General features: G+C 41.9%; 14 protein-coding genes. 9 read left to right on the forward strand and 5 right to left on the reverse strand.

Annotation, left to right across the window (positions count from 1 at the left end; translation table 11 throughout):
• Positions 1-53: 53 nt before the first annotated feature.
• Both DES35_RS03230 and DES35_RS03235 read right to left on the reverse strand, forming a co-directional pair.
• Positions 54-1,391 carry a DASH family cryptochrome gene (locus DES35_RS03230; RefSeq protein ID WP_114365757.1) on the reverse strand — a complete coding sequence of 446 codons (1,338 nt, stop codon included), beginning with the start codon at positions 1,389-1,391 and terminating at the stop codon, positions 54-56.
• On the reverse strand, positions 1,327-1,479 hold the full coding sequence (locus DES35_RS03235) for a DUF2256 domain-containing protein (protein ID WP_084180068.1): 153 nt from the start codon (positions 1,477-1,479) through the stop codon (positions 1,327-1,329). Before DES35_RS03235 ends, DES35_RS03230 begins: the two co-directional genes overlap by 65 nt.
• 222 nt (positions 1,480-1,701) lie before the next feature.
• Between DES35_RS03235 and DES35_RS03240 the strand changes: the two genes are divergently transcribed.
• Positions 1,702-2,739, forward strand: coding sequence for an amidohydrolase family protein (locus DES35_RS03240; RefSeq protein WP_037356029.1), 1,038 nt, complete (start codon positions 1,702-1,704; stop codon positions 2,737-2,739).
• Here the strand turns inward: DES35_RS03240 and DES35_RS03245 are convergent.
• Complete coding sequence (locus DES35_RS03245) at positions 2,734-3,237, reverse strand: acetyl-CoA carboxylase biotin carboxyl carrier protein subunit (RefSeq protein ID WP_037356031.1); 504 nt, start codon at positions 3,235-3,237, stop codon at positions 2,734-2,736. The two genes, DES35_RS03240 and DES35_RS03245, sit on opposite strands and share 6 nt — an antisense overlap.
• Positions 3,238-3,263: 26 nt before the next feature.
• Here DES35_RS03245 and DES35_RS03250 point away from each other — a divergent pair, with 26 nt between their 5' ends.
• The 8 genes from DES35_RS03250 to tilS all read left to right on the forward strand — a co-directional run bounded on the left by DES35_RS03250 (position 3,264) and on the right by tilS (position 13,558).
• Positions 3,264-5,504 carry a hypothetical protein gene (locus DES35_RS03250; protein WP_125039355.1) on the forward strand — a complete coding sequence of 747 codons (2,241 nt, stop codon included), beginning with the start codon at positions 3,264-3,266 and terminating at the stop codon, positions 5,502-5,504.
• 47 nt (positions 5,505-5,551) lie between these two features.
• Positions 5,552-6,868, forward strand: a complete 1,317-nt coding sequence (gene rseP / locus DES35_RS03255; protein ID WP_037356035.1) for an RIP metalloprotease RseP — start codon at positions 5,552-5,554, stop codon at positions 6,866-6,868.
• Positions 6,869-6,938: 70 nt separating this feature from the next.
• Positions 6,939-7,649: a Crp/Fnr family transcriptional regulator gene (locus tag DES35_RS03260; RefSeq protein WP_114365759.1), complete on the forward strand. Its 711-nt coding sequence runs from the start codon at positions 6,939-6,941 to the stop codon at positions 7,647-7,649.
• Positions 7,650-7,772: 123 nt separating this feature from the next.
• Entirely contained in the window at positions 7,773-9,125 is a 1,353-nt protein-coding gene (gene purB, locus DES35_RS03265) for an adenylosuccinate lyase (RefSeq protein ID WP_037356040.1), read from the forward strand.
• Positions 9,110-10,054, forward strand: coding sequence for a succinylglutamate desuccinylase/aspartoacylase family protein (locus tag DES35_RS03270; RefSeq protein WP_051889119.1), 945 nt, complete (start codon positions 9,110-9,112; stop codon positions 10,052-10,054). Before purB ends, DES35_RS03270 begins: the two co-directional genes overlap by 16 nt.
• A gap of 7 nt (positions 10,055-10,061) precedes the next feature.
• A complete protein-coding gene (locus tag DES35_RS03275; protein ID WP_037356043.1) occupies positions 10,062-10,874 on the forward strand; it encodes an alpha/beta fold hydrolase in 813 nt (270 codons plus the stop codon).
• Positions 10,875-10,878: 4 nt separating this feature from the next.
• Positions 10,879-12,180 carry an anthranilate synthase component I family protein gene (locus tag DES35_RS03280; protein ID WP_084180069.1) on the forward strand — a complete coding sequence of 434 codons (1,302 nt, stop codon included), beginning with the start codon at positions 10,879-10,881 and terminating at the stop codon, positions 12,178-12,180.
• A 76-nt stretch (positions 12,181-12,256) separates the two neighbouring features.
• Positions 12,257-13,558 carry a tRNA lysidine(34) synthetase TilS gene (tilS, locus tag DES35_RS03285; protein WP_037356046.1) on the forward strand — a complete coding sequence of 434 codons (1,302 nt, stop codon included), beginning with the start codon at positions 12,257-12,259 and terminating at the stop codon, positions 13,556-13,558.
• A gap of 73 nt (positions 13,559-13,631) precedes the next feature.
• Here the strand turns inward: tilS and DES35_RS03290 are convergent, their stop codons facing one another.
• A complete protein-coding gene (locus tag DES35_RS03290) occupies positions 13,632-16,163 on the reverse strand; it encodes a LysM peptidoglycan-binding domain-containing protein (RefSeq protein ID WP_125039354.1) in 2,532 nt (843 codons plus the stop codon).
• A 121-nt stretch (positions 16,164-16,284) separates the two neighbouring features.
• Positions 16,285-17,940, reverse strand: a complete 1,656-nt coding sequence (gene recN, locus DES35_RS03295; RefSeq protein ID WP_037356051.1) for a DNA repair protein RecN — start codon at positions 17,938-17,940, stop codon at positions 16,285-16,287.
• Positions 17,941-17,948: the final 8 nt, after the last annotated feature.

Below are 17,948 nucleotides of genomic sequence, written 5' to 3' on the forward strand. Positions count from 1 at the left end.
GTTTGATATTGACTTTTGCCATATTTAACAGTTTTTAGAGCATCGGCATGGCATTAAGCGTTCCAAAGGGACTGATAAGCTCCATGAGGGTCATAAATATCTGCTTGTTTCTTTATGTTAAATACCCGGTTACGGGGGTCATTTCCTACACCTGCTAAATAAGTCCAATTGCCATAATTGCTGCATGGATCGTAATCAATCAGTTGGCTTTCAAACCACATTGCACCCAGGTACCAGTCCTGTTTCAGGTGGTGTACCAGAAAGCTGGCTACATTCTGTCGACCTCTGTTGCTCATAAAGCCGGTGTGGAGTAGTTCTTTCATGTTGGCGTTGACAAAGGGTTCACACGTTTGTCCGAGTCTCCACTCTTCAAATTTAGGTGTGACTTTTGGCCTGTCTTCTGTGCCTATTTTAAAAAACCGATGACCTGATTTAAGTGCGGTAAAATGAAAGAAATCCCTCCACAAAAGCTCGAAAAAGAGCCAATAGGTCGACTCATTGGCTTCATTGTGGTTTTCGTATGTTTTCAATTGTTTAAAGACTGTACGGGGGCTGACGCATCCCGCTGCCAGATAAGCTGAGAGTTTTGAGGAATAATCCTGACCGATCAAACCGTTTCGCGTTTCCTTATAACGCAATATTGAATGTGTTTTAAAAAAGTAATGGTCTATCCGATGTGTCGCTTGTATCTCGCCACCTTTTAGTTTAAAAGCAGACCGTGGGTCGTCGGAGAGGGGCGAAAATCCAAAATCTTCCATTCTTGGAGTAGGACATGCCAGATTTAAAAACTCTTCAGGAGTTTTGACGGATTCAGGCGAGGGGAGAGGTTCCTGTATCCGCAAAGATTTTTCTGTTTTTTTTCTGAAATCTGTAAAAACATGAGGAACTTTTTCTGGAGGAAAGGGTAAATCAGATGGGTGAATTAGTGTGTGCTCGAAAAAGCGTTTCATCGGAATACCAAGTGCTTGCACGCCTTTTTCTATATCCAGCTCTTCTGGTGTAGGGTATGTAGGCAGGTAGATGCAGGAGATGGGAAATTTCTGGTGAATTTTCATGATTTCGGCCGCGGTAATTCCTCGGGTGATGTATAGATCACTGCCGAGCTTTTGTAAGCTAAGTCTGAGCTCTTCCAGGGACTCTAGCAAAAACCGCGTTCGGAAAGCTCCTGTTTTAGGCCAACCGGTATAAAGGGGTGTGTGGAAGTGATCGTCAAAACAATAAAAAGGAATGACGAGTTGGGCTTCTTTACATGCCGTGTACAGGGCCTTAAAATCGGTTGCTCTCAAACTATTGCGAAACCAAACCAGAGCTGTAGTTTCAGAAGGCTTATTCATGCTGCGATGCGATTTTTCGGTATTTGCGGCAGCGATCGCTGCAATACCGGACTTCATCCCAGACCTTTTCCCACTTTTTCCGCCAGGTGAAAGGTCTTTGGCATACCGGGCAAATTTTTGTTGGTAATCCGTGTTTTTTTATCATATCTTGTATGAATACGCGCAAGCGTGTAAATGGTTTTTCGTTGAAAAAATTACTGTGAAAGGCAATGATGTAGGTACACTTAACTCAGGAGTGGATTTAGCATCCAGTTGCAGTGTAATATGCTGACAATAAAGGCTACCTGGTATTCAAAAGATTTGATTGTCGCGTAGTGTGCTTTTGCTGTAAGTTTGACCCATAGGTAATTTTCAATTCAGACTCCTGATGTGTGCCCATCGTGAACATACGTTTACTGTTGACATTCATACGCATATTTTACCTGAGCATATACCGGATTTTAAGCGAAAGTTTGGTTATGGAGGTTTTATATATCTGGAACATCATGCCCCATGCAGGGCCCGTATGCTACAAGACGGCAAATTTTTTCGCGAAATAGAAGACAATTGCTGGGATCCAGAAAAACGACTTAAGGAATGCAAGCAGCATTATGTTGACGTTCAGGTGCTGAGCACCGTGCCTGTAATGTTTAGCTACTGGGCCAAGCCAAAGCATACCTTGTATATCTCGCAATTTCTGAACGATCACATTGCCCAGGTGGTTCAGCGATATCCCATGCGTTTTATTGGCCTGGGAACTGTGCCAATGCAGGATACGGATCTGGCCATCAAGGAGCTGGAAAGGTGTAAATCCATCGGACTGGCTGGGGTTGAAATTGGCACCCACGTCAATGATTTGAATCTGGATGCCCCGCAGTTATTTCCATTTTTTGAGGCATGCCAACAGTTGGATATGGCCGTATTCATTCATCCCTGGGATATGATGGGCAAAGAGCGTATGCCCAAGTATTGGCTTCCATGGCTGGTCGGCATGCCTGCTGAAAGTGCTTTGGCGATCTGTTCCTTGATATTTGGCGGAGTCTTTGAGCGGCTGCCTGACCTTAGAGTAGCAATAGCTCACGGTGGGGGCTCATTTGCTGCTACTTTTGGAAGGATAGCTCACGGTTTTGATGTCAGGCCGGATCTTTGTGCCATTGACAATCCATATCATCCAAGCCGGTATTTAGGTCGGTTTTGGGTTGATAGTTTGGTGCATGATATCAATATGTTGGACTTTATCATCCGTATGTTTGGTGCTGAACGGGTAGCTTTAGGTACGGACTATCCTTTTCCGCTGGGAGAGTTGGAGCCTGGAGAGCTGATCCATCAATATACAGATGATCCCCAACTCAAAAATCTTCTCCTTCATGGCTCCGCTCTTCAATGGCTTAAGAGGGATTTAGCTTTTTTTGTTCAGAATTTATGAAAACCGAATCAATATCTCATTCTTTTCCACAGCTCTTCCCTGACTTACCAGTATGGAACTTACCACACCTGGAGCGCTCGCTTTTATAACATTTTCCATTTTCATAGCCTCAATGGCAAGAAGAGGAGTGCCTTTTTCCACTTCTTGCCCCTCTTGTACCAGTATTCTGGTTACCAATCCCGGCATTGGAGCTTTCAACTCGGTAGCTTTTTGCTGTGTTGAACCAGCAACTCCCAACTGTCTTAGAAGCAATTCCTTATCACTTGTAATTTCGAGCGCTACTTTATGACCATTGACTACCAGGGCCGTCTCACCACTCTCAGGTATTTCAGAAGATTTGAGCACTCTGAACCTCTTCCCGCTGTAAAAGACAACGTACTCGTTTTCATTTATTTTATGGACATCAATTTCATAAGGTTGTCCATCGATCTCTCCTTTTAACCGATTGTTTTTTCCGGGATTTACCTGAAACACCTTGTTTCCGTACTTTATTTGCATGCTGTCAGTTTACCTGGTCAAAAATAATGGAATTTACAATCAGCCACTTTCGTTTCACAATTTTCTTATTCTCATTTTCTGTCTTATCTCTTTGTGACCCTGCAATGGCACAGAGCATCAACCATCAGAATGTTGAAATAAATTTTAACTTCAGCTTTTCGGAAAAGAAACTTGCGATCCTATATCAAATAGACCCTCCTGACAATAAATCAATTTTCGAATACGACTTTGGCGCTCATTCTATTGAAGATTTTTCCAAAATTGTGTTAAGACCAAGAGGTACTTACCCTTTTCAATTCGATGGGAGAAGACTTTCATTTGAACACAATGGAAATCCCTATCAGAAGTATGAATTCAAAATTTATTATGCATTTGATAGATTAGCAGAACAAGGAGTTTTTAAAACAACAGAGGACGTCAGTCAGTTTACTCTGAATTCGGATGTGATCAGTCAATTTGTCCCCATGGCTATCTCATACAATGCAAGGTATTCTGTATCTGTTTGTGCAGATGAATCTTTTCAGAGTTCCTTAAAAAATTACGTAACTTTTACAGACCGGAAGACCGGTCAATCTTGCCTTTTTGCTACCAATGTAGCGATTGATGCATTAACAAAACTAACCATTGCCTTTGGTCGGCAGGATCTTATAGCTTCCAATCCTTTCAAGGCCATCGCCAATACCGAGGGAGCTTCTGGCACACTGGATAAGGATCAAAAATCCCGCACCACCGTGCATACCAGGCCTTCAGAGGACGCCATGGAACATGCAGCCAGAAAATCTCACATTAGGTTGATCAAGGAAAATTTTTGTGCCCGGATTTTGCCCGAAAACATTACTGAAAAATGCGGTACGGATTCAAATATTTTTTTTCCAGGATTTTTCATACCTTATGACAGTAAAATTTTCCTTTTTTCAAAACCATCTGAAAGTCAGATATTTTGCCTGAATAATGCATTTGAAAAATGTAGTCATCAACCTTTTGCTTCTGATATATTGAGTGCTTTTTATTTTGTAAGAGATGCACTTGAAAATGCGGATGATCTGAATTCCTTTTTGGTCATAAAAAGTGCAGTAGAATCTAATATTAATTCGGGTAGCAGAAACTGGGTCAGGATATATTACATTGGAGTTTTTTACAATATCTTTTACCATTTCGGAAAGCAAATTTTATTCAATGTATTCAATGAGTTTTTGGCACAATATCCAAAAACGGATATTGAAGACATCCTGGCAAACAGGAAACTGACTGCAAGGTTGGATTTCAACAGAATACCCCCATCAATGACATTCAGTCCTTTGACATACAGTATCAGCAGTGTGAATACTGTATCCAACAAATACAATATTGCAATTTCGGATTCTTCCCAAGTAATTAGGCCCGGAACGTTGATGAAGTGGATTTTGTACCTGTCCGACCGCACTGTAGATACCCTCTATACGACCAAAGACCAAAATCCTTTTCAGGAGTTCACGTTTCAGACCGATCCGGATATCCTATTTGTTTACCCGAAATGGGAAGAGCACATTATCTGGCCAACTACAGAGAGAAGACCTGATTTTCATGCACTCAATGAACTGAACCGCGGCAATTCAACCTTTAACCGATACAGAGCCTATCGCACGATGGCCGGGACAGGCAATCCAAATCTTCTGGCTACGGCCATATCCCTAGCATTGGACGAAAACGCCGGATTTATCCGCAATTTTGCTTTTGAACGTTTAGGAGAAGTGCCGGATTATCAGGTTTTAAAAGTCAGAGACGGGCTTTTTAAAAGCATTAGTACTACAGACGGATTCTGGCGGCCTACAGTTTATCAGAATGCTGAGCGGCTTGGTTTGTCCGTCCGAAGGCCGGCCCTAGGCAACCAAAAGGGGATTGATTTGTATGCCGATCTGAGGGTGCTAAAACAGTTTGAAGGCGAAAGGGCCATGGATATGGCCTTGGAAAGTTTTGTGGAAGGAAATACCGACGAGGGTCTTTTGTGGTTTCTTGCTGAAAACGGAAGTTTGGAAGTGGTACGTCTTCTGTTGACTTTTGAAGCGGGCACTGATGTAAAGAATGCCATCCAAAGGATTTGCCTTGTATATCAGTCTCAATTGTTTTCTGGAAAAATCAAAATTCAGGAAGCAACACAAGCAGTGTTAAACACAGATAAAGAACTTCAATCAGCAGGCTTTACCAAGGAAGAAATTACGTACATTATAAAAAATACTCTCTTAAATCTACGCATTTTTAATGCATCTTTCACCACCCTGTACAACTAAATTTCTGTTTTTTTGCTGTTTTTTGATGTAATACCTGATATCTTTCTATGGAGTTGCTAATACGAATAAGCCAATTTTTATTGAGTCTTTCCATTCTGATCATTCTGCATGAACTAGGACATTTTATTCCTGCAAAACTTTTCAAGACAAAAGTTGAGAAGTTTTATCTCTTTTTCAATCCATGGTTTTCGCTGTTTAAAAAGAAAATTGGTGAGACGGAGTATGGAATTGGTTGGCTTCCCTTGGGCGGATATGTGAAAATTGCCGGTATGGTGGATGAAAGTATGGATACTGAGCAGTTAAAGAAACCTCCGCAGCCTTATGAGTTTCGCTCAAAACCCGCCTGGCAGCGACTGATTATTATGATTGGAGGGGTAACTGTAAACGTCTTGTTGGCCATTGTCATATACGTGGGCATGCTGATGTACTATGGTGAAGAATATGTACCAACAGAAAATGTTAAATATGGCATCACTACAGATAGTGTGGGCTTACGTCTCGGGCTTCGAAATGGTGATAAAATACTATCTGTCAATGGCAAATATATCGAAAAATTTCATCAGATACCGCTTGAGATCTTGCTTTCCGGAGGAGGTTTAATTGAAGTAGAACGCAACGGTACCGTGGTAAAAATTCCCGTCACCGAAGAGAAAATATCTGAAATCATTCGCTCCAAAAGCACTCTGATAGCCCCTAGAATACCGTATTACGTAGGAGGATTTGTAGATGGCAGTGAGGCAGCCAAAGCCGGATTGAAAGTCGGCGATAAACTGGTAGGCATCAATGATCTGCAAATTCAGTTTTTTGACGAATACCTGGAAGAAATCCCTAAACACAAGGGAGATACCATTCTGATGCGCGTCAATCGCGAGGGTCGTATCCTTTCCATTCCCATATATGTGCCTGAAACAGGCAAAATCGGCGTCTATGCCGAAAATCCTGCAAACTTATTTGATACCAAAGTAATCAAATACGGATTTTTTGAAAGCATTGGAGGCGCTTTAAGCAAGGCAGCCAACATGCTCACCGATTACATCAGACAGTTTAAAATCATTTTCAACCCCAAAACAGAAGCTTACAAAGAAGTTGGCGGATTTATTATGATTGCCAAACAATTTGATACGCAGTGGAATTGGGAAAGATTCTGGTCGTTTACCGCTTTTCTTTCCATTATGCTGGCGTTTTTAAACATTCTGCCAATTCCTGCATTGGACGGAGGCCATGTTCTCTTTTTACTTTGGGAAATAATCACCGGGCGTCCGGCCTCCCAAAAAGTGCTGGAGGCAGCTCAACTGGTGGGGTTTTTCATCCTATTGGCTCTCTTGGTTCTGGCTAACTCAAATGATATCATCAAACTTTTTTAGAGTTTTCAAAAGGGTATCTTTCTGTTTGATTACCAAATATCAGTTTTCAATTTGATTTTAATCATTGGCAATGGACCTGGATAAGTTTTCATTTGTTACGTTGTTCAAGCTGGTGATGAAGGAAAAAGAGGTCTATCTCAAAAGTGCATTCGGTGAACTTTTACCTGGCGGTTCTCATAAGCTGTTGAACTACTTCATCACCCGCGGTCAGATCAGAATCTATAAAGCAGGCGATCAGATTTTAGAAACAGGACAACCTTCCGATCATTTTTTCTGGCTAATCGAAGGAGGAGTTAAAAGCCGCAGAAACGGGGAACTTTTGTTGCATAAAAAAGGTGACTTTCTGGGGCTTGCAGCAGTGCTTCAGAAAATTCCAATTTTATATGATTACTATTGTATTTCCGATGTTTCAGTGCTACTAGAGCTTCCCTCTGACGGATTGTTTGAGCTACTCGGTGATGAGCCACAGGCTATATTTCCTATCATGCAAATCCTTTTTAAAAAAGCAGAGCTTACAGAAAATAACGGAGTACAAATCATGCAGGCCGATTCAGAAGAAAAACTTCTGAGAGCCCTTCAATATGTCGCTAAAAAGTATGGCCTCTCCGATGAAAACACCTTGAAGGTCGAATTAAGTGGCGATGACCTTGCTATGTTGTGTGGTACCTCGCGCACATCTACCTATCGGTGGTTAAAGCTTATTGAAGAAAAAGGAATTATCAAAAGGCAAGGCAGTAAAATCCAGCTATTGTCACTTAACTTACTGGGAAAATCAGGATAATCAGCCCTTTCATATGCTTGCTGATGTATCTGTACGCGATGCCGGACTGTAAACCGTTGGCACTGCCAGATATTTCAGAATAAGAAGCCTTCTCTCTTACTTTTGCCATTTAATGAGCAATATATGCATCAATCCCTTTTAGCAATTTCCCCAATTGATGGCCGATATCACGGCATCACTCAGCCGCTCACCGAATATTTCTCTGAATATGCGTTTTTTAAATACAGGCTCAAAGTCGAACTTGAATACCTGATTGCCTTATCAAAAACAGGTGTGGATGAGCAATTGATTTTTACAAGTGAGGCAGAGCAACAGCTTCGCGAATGGATTGAAAACTTTTCGATTGAAGAAGCACAAAAAATAAAAGCAATTGAAAATACCACCCGACACGATGTAAAAGCTTTGGAATACTACATCAAGCAAAAATTTGAGGCTATCGGCTGGAGTCACATCAAAGAATGGGTTCATTTTGGCCTTACTTCACAGGATGTAAACAATACGTCCATTCCAATGATGCTAAAAGATTTTCACACCCATATTCTAAGGCCTGAATTTTCAAGCCTTTTAAATCATCTTCAATCTCTGGCCCTTACGTGGAAAGATATTCCTATGTTGGCCCGTACACATGGGCAGCCGGCATCACCTACGCTACTCGGTAAAGAGATCGATGTATTTGTAAAGAGGATAAGTGAACAGTTAAAATTGCTGGACCAGATACCTTTTGCTGCTAAGTTTGGTGGGGCCACAGGCAATATGAATGCACACTATATTGCGTATCCTCAGATTGATTGGCATGCATTTGCCGACCAATTTGTGCGGGAGCGTCTGAGATTGCTACGATCGTACCCTACAACGCAGATCGAACATTACGATCATCTGGCTGCCTATTTTGATGCTTTGAAAAGGATTAATGTAATTCTGATTGACTTTTGCCAGGATATATGGCTTTACATCAGTCAGGAATATTTTCAACAAAAGGTGGTCAAAGGTGAAGTAGGGTCATCGGCCATGCCTCACAAAGTCAATCCCATAGATTTTGAAAATGCAGAAGGCAATCTGCTTCTGGCCTGTTCACTACTGGAGTTTCTTAGCAGAAAACTCCCGATTTCGAGATTGCAAAGAGATTTGACAGACAGTACTGTGCTGAGAAATATCGGCGTGCCAATGGCCCATATTTTCATCGCTCTTAAATCCATTGACCGTGGTCTTAACAAGCTATTGGTCAACAAAGAGGCCATACAGCGCGATCTGGAAGCCAACTGGGCAGTAGTCGCAGAGGCCATACAAACAATTTTAAGAAGGGAAAAATATCCGAATCCTTATGAAGCGCTGAAAGAACTTTCACGTAGAGAAAAGCCGCCTGGTAAAGGTGAGTTTATAGAGTTTATCCGTTCGCTAGAGATACATCCAACAGTAAAAGAGGAACTGCTTAGTATTACACCCTTTAATTACACCGGAAGATGGAGGACATCTTAATAGATGCACAGCCGGTGAGTCCCGGAGTACAAAAACGAGTGGACATTGAGGTAGCAAGGTTACCATCAGGTACAGTGATTCACATGCCTGTGTTCGTATACAGAAGTAAAAATCCAGGTCCTGTCGTGATGCTTTCAGGGGGTCTTCACGGGGATGAAATCAACGGTGTCGAAATCATAAGACGGGTAGTTGCAAGTAAGTGGATTCAGCAGCTTCTCTCAGGTACAATCGTAGCCTTGCCTATAATAAATGTGTATGGTTTTATCCATTTCTCAAGGGAAGTACCGGATGGGAAGGACGTAAACAGGTCTTTTCCAGGCAATCCGGATGGTTCTTTGGCCTCGATTGTAGCCTCGATCATCAGCCGAAAAATTCTGCCATTGATTGACTATGGGATAGATTTTCATACCGGTGGAGCCAGCCGGACCAATTTTCCCCAGATCAGATACGACCGTCGAGATCCTGTAGCTGCCGAGCTTTCCAAAGCTTTTAACGCTCCATATACCATTTATTCATCTGTAATCGATGGGTCCCTGCGTTCCACTGCATCCCAGATGAACAAGTCCATCATTGTATACGAGGGTGGCGAATCTATGCGCTTTGACCAGTTTGCCATAGAGGAAGGACTCAAAGGAATCCGACGGGTATTAAAACATTTAGGAATGATCCGAGTGGGAGCTTCATCTGCTTCAAAATCAATTGTTTGTGCAAATACTACATGGGTACGCGCCGAAGCCTCGGGACTATTTACCTGTTTAAAACAGTCGGGGCAGGAGGTCTTTGCCGGCGAAGTCATTGGATATGTGCACAATCCTTATAATCTTTACAATGTACCGGTAATCACATCGGTATCAGGTCATATAATAGGGCATAACAACATTCCGCTAGTTCACCGTGGAGATGCATTGTTTCACATAGGATATACATAAAGGCTATATGGAAGTTGACAAAAGACTCACCGAAAACTTTATCTATTACAAGGATACCAACATCGCATTTTACCAATATGGTAACCCTAAGGGTAAAGCTGTAGTATGGCTACACGGATTTTTGGAAGATAGCCGTATGTGGAAGTACCTGATCGATGATTTGCCGGTAAGTTTAAGACATATTTTTATTGATTTACCAGGATTTGGCAACAGCCAATGCATAGCATACGTACATACTATGGAAGAGATGGCTGAGGTGGTCATGCGTGTGCTTAAAGAACTGAAAGTCAAAAAAGCCGCTTTAATAGGGCATTCGATGGGAGGATATGTGGCCCTTGCTTTTGGTGAAAAATATCCGGAAACTGTTCGAAGTATGTGCCTCCTTCATTCGACGGCAGCTGCAGACACTCCAGAAAAAATCCAAAACAGAAACCGTGGAATCGAACTGGCCAAAAAGAATTCCGAACTCTTTGCCAAAACCACATTTAAAGGACTTTTTGCCGATTGGGCTCATGAACAGTTTGCCGAGCTGATAGACGAGCAAGCTGAAATTGCCGGGAAAACAGTTGTTCAAGGAATTGTGGCAGCTCTTGAAGGCATGAAAATTCGACCGGACCGTACAGTTTTGCTTCACTTTGCACCATTTGAAATCTACCACATTGCTGGTGATGAAGACCCGGTATTCAAAGGTCAGTCGCTTTTAGAACAATTCCAGGCTCCAAAAGTGAGGTCTTATATCATCAAAGCAGGTCATATGAGTCATATTGAAAACCGGCCAGAATTGCTCAAGGTTTTGAGAGAGTTTTTTAAATCCCTTTAGCGATATGAAGCAAACCTTTCTCCAACCTGCAACTCAGGAATCAAATTGGTCCACTGTAAAGCTTGATGTAAATGACAGTGAGTTGTTTTACCGAAATCTGATCGGGTGGGGAAAGGGGTTAAAAACATTTTTTGCTTTCGACTCGGCAGGTTATACAAACAACAGTCTCAACCGGTTTGAATGGCTCATCATGGCAGAGGAGTACCGGAAAGTCACTGCTGAGGAGTTTTTGATACGTCCGATAGGAAAGTTGGGTGACTGGATTGGCTTTCTTGTATCATACGATTTTAAGAATCTCCTGCATCATCAGGAAATTATAAAGAATGATCTCCTTCAAACAGACCTTGCCTATTTTTTTGAGCCTGTTTGGGTATTTTATAAGCAAAATGGAGTCCTATATGCCGACTATCGCTCAGAGTACAGGGAAGACTTCATTCGGTTGCTCCGTGAATTAAACAATAGTTGTCCGCCAACCTTGCTAAGGAGTCTGATGCCTGAGTTTAAACCACTAACGGATAAGACTCAATACCTATCCAATTTCGAAAAACTTCTGTGGCACCTCTATCGGGGTGACATTTATGAAGTAAATTATTGTGTTTTTTACTTGAGTGACGGCAATTTTGATTATCATGCTCTTTGGTCTGAACAACTGTCGAAGTCTTCAGGCCCCATGGGAGGAGTTTTCAAAACGGGCGATATATCAGTCATTTCCAAATCACCGGAGCGATTTTTAGTGTATAGAAACGGAAGGCTTTACTCCCAACCCATTAAAGGCACCATCAAGCGCGGACGTGATCATAAAGAAGACGAGCAGCTTAGGGCGAAACTTAACACCAGCAAAAAAGAGCGCTCAGAAAATGTGATGATAGTGGATTTGGTGCGAAACGACCTTTCCAGAATCTGTGAAATTGGTTCTGTAAAAGTAGATGAATTGTTTGGCATATATACCTTTCCGATGGTACATCAAATGGTCAGTACTGTCAGTGGCGTACCTCGTGACAATTTGCATCTGCACGATGTGATGAAAGCGCTTTTTCCGATGGGTAGCATGACTGGCGCCCCTAAGATTAGTGCTATGAAAATAATCCAAAGTGTCGAAACCCACAACAGGGGGTATTATTCAGGATCAGCAGGCTATATTGCACCCGATGGAGAGATGGATTCAAATGTTATCATTCGTTCTATTGTATCAGACCAGGCCTCAGGTAAAGCATATATAGGTGTGGGATCTGCCGTAACCATTTATACCAATGGGGAGGACGAATACAACGAATGCCTCCTGAAGCTCAACTCTGTACTTTCTTAGATGTTCCCGGTACTGATCTGCACGGTGAAGAGGCTTATTTTAGTTGACAGGTATCCGCAATGTTTTTTCTAAACAAATGCACAAGGTTGAAGACAGCTTTATCAATGAAATTAAGGCGATAGAGCCACATCTTACTGGAGTGGTTCTCGGACTGAGCGGAGGGGTTGATTCTGTCGTATTGCTGTATTTGCTGAAGAGGTTTGGAATCAATTTCATAGCTGTGCACGTAAACTATGGATTAAGGGGCGTTGAGTCAGATGAAGACGAAAATTTAGTCCGTTCACTTTGCAAAACGAAAGACATTCCGTTGGAAGTTTTTTACTTTGAAAAATCAATTGATGTAAGCAAAGGAGAGTCGCTGCAGATGGCTGCTCGAAGATTTCGATACGAAAGGTTTGATGAAATTAGGAGAAAATATGCCATGTCGCATATTGCATTGGCTCATCATATGGATGATTTTCTGGAAAGCATGCTCATCAATATGACCAGGGGTACCGGTCTGGCAGGTTTAGCCATGCGTGAAAAAGAACCTTTCATCCGACCATTGAAAAACTTGTGGAAAAGGGATATTGTGGAGTATGCGGAGATGCATCAATTCAAATGGCGTGAAGATTCATCCAACAGGCAAGGCAAGTATGAAAGAAATAAAGTCAGGTGGCAGGTACTACCGGCCTTGAAAGCTCTTCATCCAAGGGCAGAATCAGGGCTGGAAAAAAGTGTGAAAAATTTTAATTTGGCTTACAAATACCTTCAACATCAGGCTGCAGAATATCTCATAAACCATAAATATCCGTACAAGAGCGGATTCAAAATTTCACTGAAATCTTTTTTGCCCTGGAAGGAAGAATACAGCGCATTGTTATGGGAAATTTTTAATCAGGTGGATATTTCATCCATCTCTGTAGATGATTTTGTGAAAGGATTTGTATCGGACGAAAGCAAAATCTGGAAGTTAGGATGGCCATTGGTTTTTAGTAAATCGGCTGAATTGTATATCTTCCCCAATGAGCACCGGGATGGTACTACATCTTTTTTTCAGGTATGGGAAGATTTAAATTTTCCGTGTATTATTAAAGATTGGGGTCAGGTCCGAATCGAAAAATCAAGCGATTCAGTTTGGTTTTCTGACTCCATTATGAGGAAAAAAATAACTTTCAGAACTTGGAAGTCAAGCGATAAAATACAACTTGCCGGGTTCAGCAAGCGTGTACCTGATTTGATAAAAGACTGTAAAGTGGATGTAGTTTCTAAAAAATATATACTCGTTATGACCGTAGAGGAAGAAGTTGTTTGGGTAGTTGGGTTCAGACAATCGGAAAAATTCAGAGCTGTAGAAGGTGATGGTATACCTATGAAAGCTGTAAGCATTTGGATATAAAAAAACCCGGCACATGGCCGGGCTGTAAAGGGGAGAGGTTACAATTTTTATTTCATCGCAAAGATAACCGCAATTATTTAATGAAAATCATCAGTCCGGGAATTAGGTCCGGTTCTTTGATTTTAGGATTTAATTCTTTCAATTCTTTTACGCTCAGACCGGTTTTTTGCGAAATTGTTCTGAAATTATCTCCTTGCTCGACCCGGTATCGTTTGCTGTCGTATTCGGTATAATCTCCGTTAGGTGTTACTTTTAATTCCAGTCCGGGAAATATTCTGACTCCACGGAGGCCCCCATTCAGTTCTCTCAGATCTCTGATGGTGATGCCATATTGCTGAGCGATTTTTCCAAAATTATCTCTTTCCTCACAGATATGTATTTGTCCGATGGGCTTTGCTTCCGGGGTATTGTCTTTTGTTTGTTCTGAAGTTTCATTGGGTTGTTCGCTTCTGGCTTTGGGAACATAATTTTCAGATATTACTCGGAAATCTGTCCTCCGGTTAATTTGGTTGGCTACTTCCTGGAGTTCTGGGCTCAGGGTTTTGATGTATTTTTCAGTAAGTACAGTTCCAGGCTTAAACATTCCTTTTCCATATCCGTCGTAGTTTTCTGGTACCGTAAACGGTTCTCTTTCTCCACGTCCTACAGCTACCAATCTTTCAGGGTCGATACCTTTTTCAATCAGGTAGTCTACACATGCCTGTGCACGACGCTGCGAAAGCAGATCGTTGTTGGCATCAGTGTCGCGATAGTCGGTATGTGACCGCAACTCGATTACGATGTTGGGATTTTTTACAAGAATTTCATATACCTGGTCAAGAGCTTCCTTAGATTCTGGTCTTAAATCCCACTTTGCCAGGTCAAAGAATACATTAGGTAATACAATAGGCTCTTCAATCGGATCAAGTGACTTGCTAAATCTAAAGGTGTATAGAAAATGATTTTCAGTGGGGATAAATTCATATTGTTCCATAGCAATGCCCATGGTTGTGAAATTGCTGGAAGTACTAAGAAATTTTTTCTTCTCGAAGTTGATTTGATAGCTGACGTTTTCTCTCAATGTACCTGGTTCTATGATGATTTGCCCGTTTTTATCAGAATTGACCGTGAAGGTAGTGCCATCTGTGCCCGATATAGTGGCGGTAACTTGTTGGAGGGGTTTCTTGTCTTTCGAGTTTGTAACAATGACCTCAAGTTTGTACTCCAATGGAGCCAGGTAGATGGCATAGATGTCATCGCCACCTCTTCCTCCTTCGCGGTTTGAAGAGATAAATCCTCTTTTCGATCCTCCGCTTTCCAGCACTATGGCGAAGTCATCGGCATTTGAATTAATTGGAAATCCCATGTTTTCTGGTTTGCCTGTGGGCATACCTTCCTCATTTACCGTAACTCTGAAAATGTCCAGTCCTCCCATACCTGGATGGCTGTTGCTGGCAAAGTACAAGTATCCGTCATCGTGAGCAAAGGGGAAGAGCTCATCTCCGGGGCCGTTTACCATAGGGCCGAGATTTTTGGGTGTTTCCCATGAGCGGGTTCTCCGGTTGTAGGTTGTAATCCAAATGTCCCTTCCACCCAATCCACCTGGCATATCGCTGGCAAAATAGAGGTATTTATCATCAGGCGAAAGTGCGGGATGTCCGACACTGCTTACTGAGTCTGGGGCGAGAAACAATATTTCTGCCTCTTTCCAGTCTTGTCCGAGTCTTTCGGTCACACAGATGTTGCAACCGATATTTTGACTTTTCTGTTTTAAACATCTGGTGAAGTACATGGTTCTTCTCCGCTTGTCGAGTGCCGGTGCTCCTTCGTGGAAGTTGGTATTGATCATCGGGCTTAAAGGGAGAGGTTCGAGCCATTTGACCTCTGCCATTAGAGATTTGTTTTCGCCTCTTCTCAATCTTTGCTGTCTTTTATTAGCTTTTCGTTCGGATTTTGTTTCCCAGATGTCGCTGAAATTCCCCCCAAACCAACCTTCTCGTTTTTTTCCGGTGGAGCCTAGTCTGTCGGATGTAAACATGATTTCTTCATAACTGCCGGGCCTGCCGCTGTATACTACGCCATATTCGTTTTCTTTGGTATTCAGATCTTTGACATTTTCTACCAGATATCTTGTTCTGTTCTTCTTAAATTCAGCGGCCATCCTGCATCCCTCTATACCGTTGATGGCTCTTTGATCCCCGGGCACCTGTCTCAGAAAGTTTTCATATTCTTTTATAGCGTCTTCATATTCGCCTAAATTGTGAAGACATTGAGCAAGATATAAATTTATTTCCGGTTCTTTATATCCGGCATTTATTGCTCTTTGAAAGTAGTTGGTTGCATTTTTAAAATTAAGCATTCTCATTTGGCTCAATCCGAGGTAGTAGAGAATCTCTGTTTTTTCGCTTTTGTTCCTTGTTTTGGAGAATGCTTTTTTAAATAATTCAGTAGCAAAAAAGAATTCATTTGACTTAAAAGCGTCCATCGCCTGCTTGAATTCCTTGCTTTTTTTCTCTTCTTTTGGTGGTTCTGTGTTGGGAGTTGATTGAGCTACATTTTTTTGTGAAAATGCTGAAAATGATATAGATAGCATCATTATGTAGCTCAATAAAAACTTTTTTTTCATTCCTGTATGTTGAAATCTGATTTGTATTGTCAAAGTAAAGCTTTATTAATGAAATGACAAAACAACCAAAAATTATTTATACTCGAAGTTGTCCATGAGCGTCTTATCCACCGGCATAGGCTTACTGGTAATTTTCAACCATCGACCGTGCATTCATCAGTGCTGAATCAGTAATGGTACTGCCGCTGAGAAGTCTTGCAATTTCCTGCAGATGAGCTTCTTGATTGAGTTTTTTGAGTTTGGTTTGAAAACGTCCCCCTTCATCTTCCTTATACACCAGAAAATGATGATGAGCAGCAGCAGCAATCTGAGCCAGATGAGTGATGGCTATAACCTGAATGTCTGATCCCAAAGACCGGAGCAATATGGCGATTTTTTCGGCCGATGCACCAGATACACCTGTATCTATTTCGTCAAACAGTAGGGTTGGAAGAGATTTTTTCTGAGCAAGTACGGACTTGACAGCAAGCATTAGTCGTGACAATTCACCTCCAGAGGCAATCTGTCTTACAAGAGCTGGTGGTAGTCCTGGGTTTGGTGCAAAGTACATCTCTGCGTGATCACTACCCGTAGCGCTAATGGGAGCTTTATCCAGGCGAATCTGAAACACAGCACTGGCAAAATTGAGTTGCTGCAGAATGTTGGAAATTTCAGACTCCAGTTTTGGTATTATTGACTTACGGCTTTCACTTACCCGTTGAGCTGTGGACTCGAGCTGAAGACTTGCCTCGGCAATTTTTTCCTGAAGTTCTTTTCGGATGGTTTCTTTGTTGGTATAAGCTTCTGTTTCAGCTTTCAATTGGGCAGCGATTTCCAGCAGTTGATCGGCATCATTTACCTTGTGTTTGTGGCACAGATGCATGAGCTGATCGTATCGCTCCCGCATTATGGCAAGCTGTATCGGATCTACTTCCATCTCAGATGCTAAATCTTCAACTGTCTGAACAATATCGCGAACTTCCGGAATGAGATTTTTCCATCTTTCATAAAGCTGATGGTAGGCATCTCCAAAGCGCGATAAGTGCCTGAGGTCGCCTTCGGCGTGTCGCAAAAGTGACTCAATACCAGTTTCATCGGCTGTTGCTACGGAGACGAAACTCTTCAGCCTTTGAAGCGCTTCTTCAGCATTTTCAGCCAATTTTATTTTTTCTTCCAATTGTCTCAGTTCTCCGGTAGTAAGCCGGGCATTTTCCAATTCATTTAGCAGGAAGGTTTTATAATCGTGGTCGCGTTCTGAACCTGAAGTGTTGTTGAGATCATCGAGTTTGGCGAGCAGTTTTTTGTGGTTTAGAAAAGCGTTTTTATATGTCTCGCGGATGAGCTCATTGTCTGCAAATTTGTCAATGAGATCGAGTAGAAAATTTTGTTGTGTAAGAAGCAAGGTATCATGCTGGCTGTGAATATCAATAAGATAAGCTGTTAATTCTTTTAAAATTTGAAGATTTACAGGGGTATCCTGGACAAATGCCCGAGATTTGCCACCGGGAAGAATTTCTCTTCTGATAATGATTTGTGTGTCATAGTCCAGGTCATGCTCTTGAAAAAAAGTTTCCAAACCGTAGTTTTTAATGTCGAAAACAGCTTCTACATAGCATTTATCACTTGGATTACCTGCAATATCTCCTGAAGCTCTGCTTCCTGATATTAGATTAAGGGCAGATAAGATCATTGATTTTCCTGCTCCGGTCTCACCGGTAAGTATGGTCAAGCCGTTGTCAAAATCTACGGACAAACGATCGATTAGCGCCAGATTTCTGATTTTAAGGTGCCTGATCATGCCTTTTA

The organism is Schleiferia thermophila, assembly GCF_003337435.1.
Classification (GTDB): domain Bacteria; phylum Bacteroidota; class Bacteroidia; order Flavobacteriales; family Schleiferiaceae; genus Schleiferia; species Schleiferia thermophila.

What these genes read in the sequence shown, in the direction of transcription:
- DES35_RS03240 (WP_037356029.1), top strand. Translation starts at nt 1,702, where the DNA reads ATGTGTGCCCATCGTGAACATACGTTTACTGTTGACATTCATACGCAT.
- DES35_RS03230 (WP_114365757.1), bottom strand. Translation starts at nt 1,391, where the DNA reads ATGAAGTCCGGTATTGCAGCGATCGCTGCCGCAAATACCGAAAAATCG.
- DES35_RS03270 (WP_051889119.1), top strand. Translation starts at nt 9,110, where the DNA reads ATGGAGGACATCTTAATAGATGCACAGCCGGTGAGTCCCGGAGTACAA.
- DES35_RS03290 (WP_125039354.1), bottom strand. Translation starts at nt 16,163, where the DNA reads ATGAAAAAAAAGTTTTTATTGAGCTACATAATGATGCTATCTATATCA.
- DES35_RS03275 (WP_037356043.1), top strand. Translation starts at nt 10,062, where the DNA reads ATGGAAGTTGACAAAAGACTCACCGAAAACTTTATCTATTACAAGGAT.
- rseP (WP_037356035.1), top strand. Translation starts at nt 5,552, where the DNA reads ATGGAGTTGCTAATACGAATAAGCCAATTTTTATTGAGTCTTTCCATT.
- DES35_RS03260 (WP_114365759.1), top strand. Translation starts at nt 6,939, where the DNA reads ATGGACCTGGATAAGTTTTCATTTGTTACGTTGTTCAAGCTGGTGATG.
- DES35_RS03250 (WP_125039355.1), top strand. Translation starts at nt 3,264, where the DNA reads ATGGAATTTACAATCAGCCACTTTCGTTTCACAATTTTCTTATTCTCA.
- purB (WP_037356040.1), top strand. Translation starts at nt 7,773, where the DNA reads ATGCATCAATCCCTTTTAGCAATTTCCCCAATTGATGGCCGATATCAC.
- DES35_RS03245 (WP_037356031.1), bottom strand. Translation starts at nt 3,237, where the DNA reads ATGCAAATAAAGTACGGAAACAAGGTGTTTCAGGTAAATCCCGGAAAA.
- DES35_RS03235 (WP_084180068.1), bottom strand. Translation starts at nt 1,479, where the DNA reads ATGATAAAAAAACACGGATTACCAACAAAAATTTGCCCGGTATGCCAA.
- tilS (WP_037356046.1), top strand. Translation starts at nt 12,257, where the DNA reads ATGCACAAGGTTGAAGACAGCTTTATCAATGAAATTAAGGCGATAGAG.
- DES35_RS03280 (WP_084180069.1), top strand. Translation starts at nt 10,879, where the DNA reads ATGAAGCAAACCTTTCTCCAACCTGCAACTCAGGAATCAAATTGGTCC.
- recN (WP_037356051.1), bottom strand. Translation starts at nt 17,940, where the DNA reads ATGATCAGGCACCTTAAAATCAGAAATCTGGCGCTAATCGATCGTTTG.